The organism is Bacillus sp. 5mfcol3.1 (assembly GCF_900114335.1).
In the GTDB taxonomy this organism is placed as follows: Bacteria; Bacillota; Bacilli; order Bacillales; family Bacillaceae_G; genus Bacillus_A; species Bacillus_A thuringiensis_S.
The window spans coordinates 1-9075 of sequence record NZ_FOST01000032.1 but is presented as its reverse complement, the minus strand read 5'-3'; the positions used below and the strand labels follow the sequence as shown (position 1 = coordinate 9075).

The following is a 9075-nucleotide window of genomic DNA, read 5'->3' as shown; positions in this document are numbered from 1 at the left end:
ATAAGTGACAGCCGAAGCCGCCTTTCAATTTCGAACCATGCGGTTCAAAATGTTATCCGGTATTAGCCCCGGTTTCCCGGAGTTATCCCAGTCTTATGGGCAGGTTACCCACGTGTTACTCACCCGTCCGCCGCTAACTTCTTGAGAGCAAGCTCTCAATCCATTCGCTCGACTTGCATGTATTAGGCACGCCGCCAGCGTTCATCCTGAGCCAGGATCAAACTCTCCAATAAAGTTAGTTTGTCTAGCATCTAAAAATAAAAATTGACGTTTCACGTTGTTTGTTTCGTTCAGTTTTCAAAGAACTACTTGGTCGCTCATTTGCGACTTCCTTATGTTAACATTTCTATTTTGTAATGTCAACTAAGTTTTTCATTTCGTTTGTCGCTTTCAATGTTAATGTCATCGGCGACTTTTCCTATATTACACCCCTGTAGATCAATCGTCAATACTTTTTATCTTTTTTATTTTATAAATTATAAAAGCTTTGCTCTCTTAATTTCTAACACATCCTTAGAACTTCTTAAACATATGTATTCAAACTAACAATCTGCAGACTACACCCTCTAACTTAATACTAATACTTTTCTAAAGAATGAATGTGAGACCAAGTAAATATATATTAAGGATAATATTTTTTCTTTTAGTACGTCCCCCTTCTGCTCATCTCTAGGGGATTATATATAAACCATTTCTCTTCTTTACCTTTAATCAACAAAAAGGAAAAGAAATCTAATAAACTTAGGAGGCGTTATGAAATGCATGTTAATAAAAAGATAATTTATGTATCCCATGATGCCCATTTCCACGGAGCACAGCTACTTTCTTTACATACTATTAAGGCTCTTAAAGAAAACTTTGATTACTCTGTTGCAATTATTTCTATTGGATCCGGTATTTTAATTCCCGATTTCCAAAAGCACGGCCCTGTTTATTGTCTCGAGCAAGATTATCAAACAAAAGAAAAGGTCGAATTATTAATAAAAGATTTATTATCACAGGATTTTACCCTCGCCATATGTAGCACTGTCATAAGTGGCGATATCGTCGCATTACTAGCTAGACACAATATAAAAGTTGTTTCATTAATACATGAATTACCGCATTTAATACAACAGTACTCTGCTGAAGGGAAAGCTAAAAACATCGCTGAATTTGCTTACAAAGTTGTTTTCCCTTCACAATACGTACATGAAAAATTTCGTACAATCACTGAATTGGATCCTCAAAAATGTCACATTCTCCCTCAAGGTTTGTTTAACCACAATCCTTATAAGAACAATATTGCAAAAGCTAGAAATGAGTTACGTAAGAAGCTTAACCTGCCTCTAGATAGCAAAATCATCTTGGGTGTAGGCTTCGCAGATTATCGAAAAGGAATAGATCTATTCTCACTTATCTCTTACTCAGTAAGAAAGACTCACAAGGATATTCATTTTATTTGGGTAGGGAGAACAGACGTTCAATTCCTGAATACACTGCCCCCTAAATATAAAGCACATTTCACAGTAGTCGATCCTACTCCCGATATCGGATTATATAACGCCGGAGCTGACTTATACTTATTAACTTCAAGGGAAGATCCTTTTCCAAATGTTGTTTTAGAAGCATTAGATGCAAAACTTCCTGTTATAGGGTTTAAAAATGCTGGAGGTTTTGAGGATGTTGTTACAGAAAAAACTGGTGCCTTAGTAGACTTTTTAAATTTACCCAAAATGCTAGAAAAAATATATGAATTTATTCATGATGAGGGATTACGATTACAAAAGGGAAGCTTTGGCCAAGAACTTATCGAAAAAAACTTCAATTTTCTTACTTACATTTATCAATTACTAGATCTTCTCGAACATAATTACAAAAAGATAAGCGTAATCATACCAAACTATAATTATGAAAAATACTTACCTGATCGAATCGAATCAATATTAAACCAAACCTACCCTCTTTACGAACTAATTTTCTTAGACGATGCCTCCACTGATCATAGCGTATCAACATTTAAAGAACTGCTCTCAAAAGAAAATAAGATCCATCTGAAGGTTCAACAGGTTATTAATGATACAAACTCTGGTTCTGTATTTAAACAATGGATAAAAGGCGTCACTGCAGCAACTGGTGATTATATTTGGATTGCAGAGGCCGATGACTTATGCGATAAGACATTTTTACAAGAGGTGATGCAGGGGTTTTATATAAATAACAATATTGCCTTAAGCTACACACAATCAAAACAAATAGACGAACAAGGAAATGTATTGGCTAATCATTATTTAAATTACACAAATGATATCGATGAAGAGAAATGGAAAGCCCCCTATTTTCGAAAAGGCGTCGACGAAATACAAGATACGTTACTTATCAAAAACACTATACCTAATGTCTCGAGTGTAGTTTTTAAAAATATAGATATGAAGAAAACAGAAAAACAGTTAGAAAAGTTCAAAATAGCTGGTGACTGGTTCTTCTATGTTTCTCTTCTTACAGAGGGAGATATTTACTTCAATCCAGCCCCCCTAAACTATCATAGACGACATTTAAATAGTGTAACAAGAACAGAAGATTCATATTCCCATTACAATGAAGTTGTGCAAATGCAAAATTTCATTAAAGAAAGCTTTACTATCGATGACATTTCTAAAATGAAAATGTATACATATAGAAAGTATCTTAAAACATACTTAAAAATTTAAACGTATGCTTTCTCTGCCATCAATATCTCTTGTAAGGCGATACTATTATTTAAGGGGGAATACTCTTTGAAAGACTTTATAGAGGAACATAAAGATTTAATTTCTCAAATCGCACACAGCTACAATGTAAATGCAAGTATCCATCCTGAGGATCATATCTTTCAGTTCATTGTCACTAATCCCGTTTTCCCATCAAAAAAAGAAGCGATAGATTACTATTTTAAAGACGGGCAAAACTCAGCACAAATACTCTTAGACTTAATCACTTCCCTTTATCCTCCTACAGGCAATCCAATCAAATTGTTAGAGTTTGCATCTGGATACGGCTGCGTAACACGTCATTTATTAAATCTACAAGCGAATTTGAGTATAACCGCTTGTGATATACACGAAGAGGCCATTTCCTTTATTGAAAACAAATTAAATAATCCTTCTATATTATCTCATCCTGAGCCCGAACAGTTAAAATTAGACTCCTCTACGTACGATATTGTTTTTTGTCTATCCTTTTTTTCTCATATGCCTGATACAACTTGGTTTCGTTGGCTTCAAACATTGTATAACGCTGTTTCACCTGGTGGTTTATTCATTTTCACAACCCATGGCTATCAAAGTAAAAAATATTTCGGGTTTCCAAATTTAAACGAACAGGGCTATTGGTTTCTCTCTTCTAGTGAACAATTCGATTTAGATGTTAATCAGTACGGACAAACGATAGTTAGCCCCTCTTACGTATGTGACAAAATTAAATTATTGCCCTATAACCCAATCATCAAAAAGTATACTGAAGGATTTTGGTGGGAACATCAAGACCTTTGGGTAATAGAAAAAGAAGTAAAATAATAAACCACGCTCTGCTTAAATACAAGTAGAGTGTGGTTTATTATTTTTTACTATATAAGAACTCTTCAATCCATAGCTTATTTAATCTAATCCCATTTTTAAAATCTATTTTAGGTTCCCAATTCAATTCTTGTTTTATCTTATCAATATTTAAAATGATTCTTTGGACGTTCTCTTGTTTTTGTTTATAACAGATAAAATCCACTTTTCTTTCTGTTATTTTCTCTAGTTCCACAATAATTCGTTTTAAAGAAAGACCTTTGCCACTCCCTATGTTATATACGCAAGATTTCAATTGATTTAATTGTGCTAGTTGTATAGTAATTTCAACTAAATCATCGATATAAATATAATCTCTAATAATCTCCTCTGGATTCCCATATATATTAATCCTTTCATTACTGAGATGCTGATACAAAAAACAATTTATCGCCCCAACTTTTTTTAAGGGGTTTTGGTATTTTCCATACGGATTAGAATATCTACATACAACATAATCTATTCCATATTTTCTCTTATAAAAATACAAATAATTCTCGAGCGAAACTTTTGTTATTCCATACGGGGAGAGTGGTCTTAATGGATGTTTCTCATCAATAGGCAAATATTCAGGTTCACCATAAACTGTGCCTCCCGAAGAAGCTAATATAATTTTTTTAATACGAAAATCTTTAACACTTTCCATGAAATTAAGAAAAAATAAACTGCTATTAATATCGCCGAAAACATCTTCAATTGAAGTTGCTACGTTAGACGTCGCAGCTAAATAAATAATAATATCTATATTCACTAAAGCCTTATATATATCCTCAACATTTTCTAAATCACCTTTAATAAATTCAACTTCACTTATAATATTTTGAGGAAAATTATTTATATGTCTGGAAAATACTTTTACATTTTGCCCCTGTTTCAATAAACCCAATGCGAGGTTGATACCAATGAAACTATTTCCACCTACTATTAAATAATTATTCTTCCTCATAATATCATCTCTCTAGTAATAAATTTTTCTCATCGTCAAACCTAAAAATATAAACAAATAAACTGGATCATTTCGATTATTCATCTTCTTATCATTGTATGTTTGTTATAAATTTTCATTATCTTTATTTTCTATTTTCATTTCGGAATAACTTCCTTATTCAGATTGACTGCAAAAACACTCATAATATTTACTCATCCCCATGAATATATTTAATAAACAATCCTCACTTGTTTAACCCATAAAAAAACTTCTACATACACAAGGTTCTCAAAAAAAGGAGTGCGAAACTCATGAAAAATATAAATCAAGAGCTTTTAAATCATGTAATTCTACATAAAGACCGAATTCCGCATTACCATAAAGACTTTCCCCTTATACTATTTTGGAGTCACAGAAGCGGATGCACCGCATTAGCTAATTGGTTCTTTTTTCAAATTGGATTATTTACTGAAGCAAAGAAATACAATGACTTTATTCATTACTATGAGTTCTGGGTGTATAAGAACAATATAAATTACATACCAGAGTTACAGAATGGTCTTCTAGAAGGTAAAAAGGATGTTTGTAAACTTGTGCGAAATCCCTATACAAGGGCTGTCAGCTCATTTCTATTACTTGCTGACAATCCATACGCTAGCCCCCAATGGGAAAGTATCCGTCATTATTTTTATAATGATAAATATAGTAATCAAGGAATATCATTTAAACAATTTTTATATTACGTTCAGGCATTTGGTTCCAATTCCCTAGCAATAGATATACATTTTAGCCAACAATACGTCCCCGGTGAAGAAAACTTCATCCAATGTTATATTCCTTTAGAAGATTTTAATGCACAAATCACCAAACTAGAACACACGTACGATTTGATAAAATCTAATTTAGCACTTCTTACAAATTCAGATCATCATCGCGCCCACAAGATGATTTATGCAGGGAGCTATGCAGAACTTAGCATTACAGATGAAGCCTTCCCACGATTTCCAACATACGAAAGCTTTTATGATAAAGAAACTATGGATTTAGTTACAGAAATATATGCACAGGACTTTGAAATGTACCCGTACACGAGAGGGATACTTTAAGTCTATACATTTTTCTATGAATAAAAGCTAATGCATCGCATAGCATAAAGTGAAACTTTAATTCGAGTCGGGTTCTCTTCAACTGATTATTCCCTTTTCCTAATCGCTATTTTAAGAGATACCTAACTTTCACCTATTCCCTTTGATTTCGCCGATTGTTGACGTGTATCATACTTTCCATAAATAGATTGCATGTAACATAGGAGTGATGTCGTGTGGAAATCAATTTGAAACAGAATAATGGGTACTGCGTTATTTGCGAAAAGAAAGCTACATTTATAGAGCATAATGATTGGCTTAGAGATCATTATTTATGTTCTACATGTAACTCTATCCCAAGGCAGCGAGCTTTAATCCATACTTTACACACATTTTTTCCAAAATGGGATTCCTATAGTATCCACGAATCCTCTCCTGGAGGAATTACAACTCAGCTACTATTAAAAAACTGTAAAAACTATACATATTCTCAATACTTTAAAAACTATCCTCTTGGCCAATACTTTCAAGGAATTAGATGTGAGAACTTAGAAGACATGACTTTTGAAAATGAATCTTTTGATTTATTCATTACTCAAGACGTTTTTGAGCATGTAATGACGCCAAACAAAGCCTTTAAAGAAATAGAACGAGTATTAAAACCTGGCGGCGCTCATGTATTTACTGTCCCTTGGTATCATACACTCACAAAAACTGTGCAAAGAGCAAGATTGAATAAAGAGGTGATTGAATATATTGAAGAGCCCATTTATCACGGAAACCCTATTGATGAGAACGGGTCTTTAGTAACGTTCGATTGGGGGCAAGATATGATTGAATATATTTATACACACACAAATATGTATACCATTGTTTATTTACAAAAGGATAGATCACTCGGGTTAGATGCTGAATTTTTACATGTTTTTATTAGTAAAAAGCAAGAAAATAAGGTTTAATCACTATATAATTCGGAGGTTTGACAAATGCATAACTTTAAGTTAGGAAGTGATTTTGATAATCTTGTTAATTCACTATCTGATGTTGAACTTCTAAATTTATTTATACAAAGTTGTTCCCAAACAACGATAAATGGGGTTCCCGTACCTAGGTTTCCTCCTGAAGAAATTCAAAAACAATTTGTAGGTGCTTCCTATGAACATGCTCTTTATGAAGCATATTTGTTTTATAGCTATATAAAACAATACGCCCAGAATTTAGGTGTTCCCGTGAATAAAGAAAGTAAAGTTTTAGACTTCGGCTGCGGATGGGGAAGAATTATACGCTTCTTATTTAAAGATGCTTCTGATCAAAATTTACTTGGCATTGATGTGGATCCTGCGATGATCACACTTTGTAATGAAACACTAGGAAGAGGGATATATAAAACAGCAAGTCCACATCCCCCTGTAGAATTTATTAGTGACAATTCATTAGATATCATATTCGCTTATTCTGTATTCTCACATTTATCCGAAGAAACTGCTGAAAATTGGATAAAAGAATTTTCAAGAGTTCTTCGCCCTGGTGGAATTTTCATCGCAACAACACAAGCGCGCTATTTTCTTGATTTTTGTCAACAATTCCACGAACATCCTGAATTAATTCAAACAGGATGGCATAAAACTTTATCTCAAGCTTTTCCAGATATACATCGCGCTATCTCGGATTATGAAAACGGAAAATTTGTCCACAGCGCTACTGGTGCAGGGGATGTTAGAAATAGTAGTTTTTACGGAGAAACCGTTATACCTAGGACTTATATTGAAAATCATTATGAGAAATATTTAAAGCTACAAGACTTTTTTGATGATGTAAATCGATTACCTCAAGCCCTCTTTGTCCTTCAAAAAATTTAATTCCTTTTATTCAACGTAATACACTTAATTTCATGACGAAAAGCACTTTCTATTTCAGCTATATATCAAATTACCTAATACTCTCTTATTAAGTAAGCTGTAAAAACAAATTCAATACATACCATAAAAAAGCAGTAAACAGCTAACATATCTCTTGTTTTAAAATTGCTCCACCAAATCAAGAATACCTTCCCAACAATTGAACTACGAAAAACATGAGGGGGATATACTTTGAAAATAATCGCTTTTTACTTACCACAATTCCATCAAATTAAAGAAAATGATCGATGGTGGGGGGAAGGATTTACTGAATGGACAAATACTAAAAGTGCACGCCCTTTATTTTCAGGACATTATCAACCGAGGGAACCTTATCAAGATTTTTATTATGACTTAACTAGCCCCTCCGTAAGAAAGTGGCAAGCAGAAATCGCTAAAGCATACGGTATATATGGTTTTTGTTATTATCATTATTGGTTTAAGGGAAAAAGACTATTAGAAACACCCTTTAATGACGTACTAAAGATAAAGGAACCTGACTTCCCTTTTTGTCTTTCTTGGGCAAATGAACCATGGACAAAATCTTGGGATGGTCTCGATAAACATATATTAATGCCTCAAGATTACGGAGATATATCTGATTGGAAGGAACACTTTGATTATTTATTACAGGCTTTCCAAGATGAGAGATATATTTATATAGATGATAAACCTCTATTCATTATTTATCGTCCAGGACATATTCCTGATTGTGAAAAAATGCTTAATTACTGGAATGCATTAGCGCGAGAAAATGGTTTAAAAGGCATATACTTTGCTGAAACATTAAACAGTTTTCCACTACCTAATATAAATGGATTCGATGCTAGCATTCAGTTTGAACCTTTCTATACAATTGCCCATGATAGCTCTTCAGACATAAATAAGGTCATATATGATTCTGATATGCAATTGAATGTTTGGGACTACGATAAAGTATGGATGTATATATTACAACGATCGCTCCCAAAGAAAAAAACATTTCCTGGGGCTTTTGTTGATTGGGATAATACTGCACGACGTAAAAACGCAAATAGCAGCATCTTTGTAGGTTCTACCCCTGAAAAGTTCACCATATATTTAAGCAAGCAAATTCATCGTACTTACTCTTTTTATAACAGCGAGTTTTTATTTATTAACGCATGGAATGAGTGGGCTGAAGGAACTTACTTAGAGCCAGATAAAAAATATGGATTTTCTTATTTAGAAGGAGTTAAAAATGCAATTGATAGAGGTATGAAAGCATACAAAAAAGACGAGTCATTCTGACTCGTCTTAAAGTTGCTTGGCGACGTCCTACTCTCACAGGGACAAGGTCCCAACTACCATCGGCGCTAGAGAGCTTAACTTCCGTGTTCGGTATGGGAACGGGTGTGACCTCTCTGCCATCATCACCAAACTATGAAGGCATATTCCTTCAAAACTAGATAACATTGCTACATATTATATGGTTAAGTCCTCGATCTATTAGTATTCGTCAGCTCCACATGTCACCATGCTTCCACCTCGAACCTATCAACCTGATCATCTTTCAGGGATCTTACTAGCTTACGCTATGGGAAATCTCATCTTGAGGGGGGCTTCATGCTTAG

The 9075-nt window shown here is 33.7% G+C and carries 7 protein-coding genes and 3 rRNA genes; 6 read left to right on the top strand and 4 right to left on the bottom strand.

Annotation, left to right across the window (positions count from 1 at the left end; translation table 11 throughout):
• Positions 1-233: ribosomal RNA gene (locus BM089_RS29955) — 16S ribosomal RNA — on the bottom strand; the annotation flags it as partial.
• A 525-nt stretch (positions 234-758) separates the two neighbouring features.
• Between BM089_RS29955 and BM089_RS29950 the strand changes: the two genes are divergently transcribed.
• A complete protein-coding gene (locus tag BM089_RS29950; protein ID WP_090979091.1) occupies positions 759-2690 on the top strand; it encodes a glycosyltransferase in 1932 nt (643 codons plus the stop codon).
• A gap of 66 nt (positions 2691-2756) precedes the next feature.
• Positions 2757-3533 carry a class I SAM-dependent methyltransferase gene (locus BM089_RS29945; protein WP_000651236.1) on the top strand — a complete coding sequence of 259 codons (777 nt, stop codon included), beginning with the start codon at positions 2757-2759 and terminating at the stop codon, positions 3531-3533.
• A gap of 40 nt (positions 3534-3573) precedes the next feature.
• Here the strand turns inward: BM089_RS29945 and BM089_RS29940 are convergent, their stop codons facing one another.
• Positions 3574-4518 carry an NAD-dependent epimerase/dehydratase family protein gene (locus BM089_RS29940; RefSeq protein WP_001230828.1) on the bottom strand — a complete coding sequence of 315 codons (945 nt, stop codon included), beginning with the start codon at positions 4516-4518 and terminating at the stop codon, positions 3574-3576.
• A gap of 293 nt (positions 4519-4811) precedes the next feature.
• Here BM089_RS29940 and BM089_RS29935 point away from each other — a divergent pair, with 293 nt between their 5' ends.
• The 4 genes from BM089_RS29935 (at position 4812) to BM089_RS29920 (ending at position 8752) form a co-directional block, all read left to right on the top strand.
• Positions 4812-5606: a sulfotransferase family 2 domain-containing protein gene (locus BM089_RS29935; protein ID WP_000790050.1), complete on the top strand. Its 795-nt coding sequence runs from the start codon at positions 4812-4814 to the stop codon at positions 5604-5606.
• A gap of 215 nt (positions 5607-5821) precedes the next feature.
• On the top strand, positions 5822-6544 hold the full coding sequence (locus tag BM089_RS29930; RefSeq protein ID WP_000405128.1) for a class I SAM-dependent methyltransferase: 723 nt from the start codon (positions 5822-5824) through the stop codon (positions 6542-6544).
• A gap of 27 nt (positions 6545-6571) precedes the next feature.
• A complete protein-coding gene (locus BM089_RS29925) occupies positions 6572-7444 on the top strand; it encodes a class I SAM-dependent methyltransferase (protein WP_000551407.1) in 873 nt (290 codons plus the stop codon).
• 231 nt (positions 7445-7675) lie between these two features.
• Positions 7676-8752, top strand: a complete 1077-nt coding sequence (locus tag BM089_RS29920) for a glycosyltransferase WbsX family protein (RefSeq protein ID WP_090979088.1) — start codon at positions 7676-7678, stop codon at positions 8750-8752.
• A gap of 14 nt (positions 8753-8766) precedes the next feature.
• On the opposite strand, the gene rrf is transcribed toward BM089_RS29920, so the two are convergent.
• A 5S ribosomal RNA gene (gene rrf, locus BM089_RS29915) occupies positions 8767-8882 on the bottom strand.
• A 48-nt stretch (positions 8883-8930) separates the two neighbouring features.
• Positions 8931-9075 (bottom strand): 23S ribosomal RNA (locus BM089_RS29910); the annotation flags it as partial.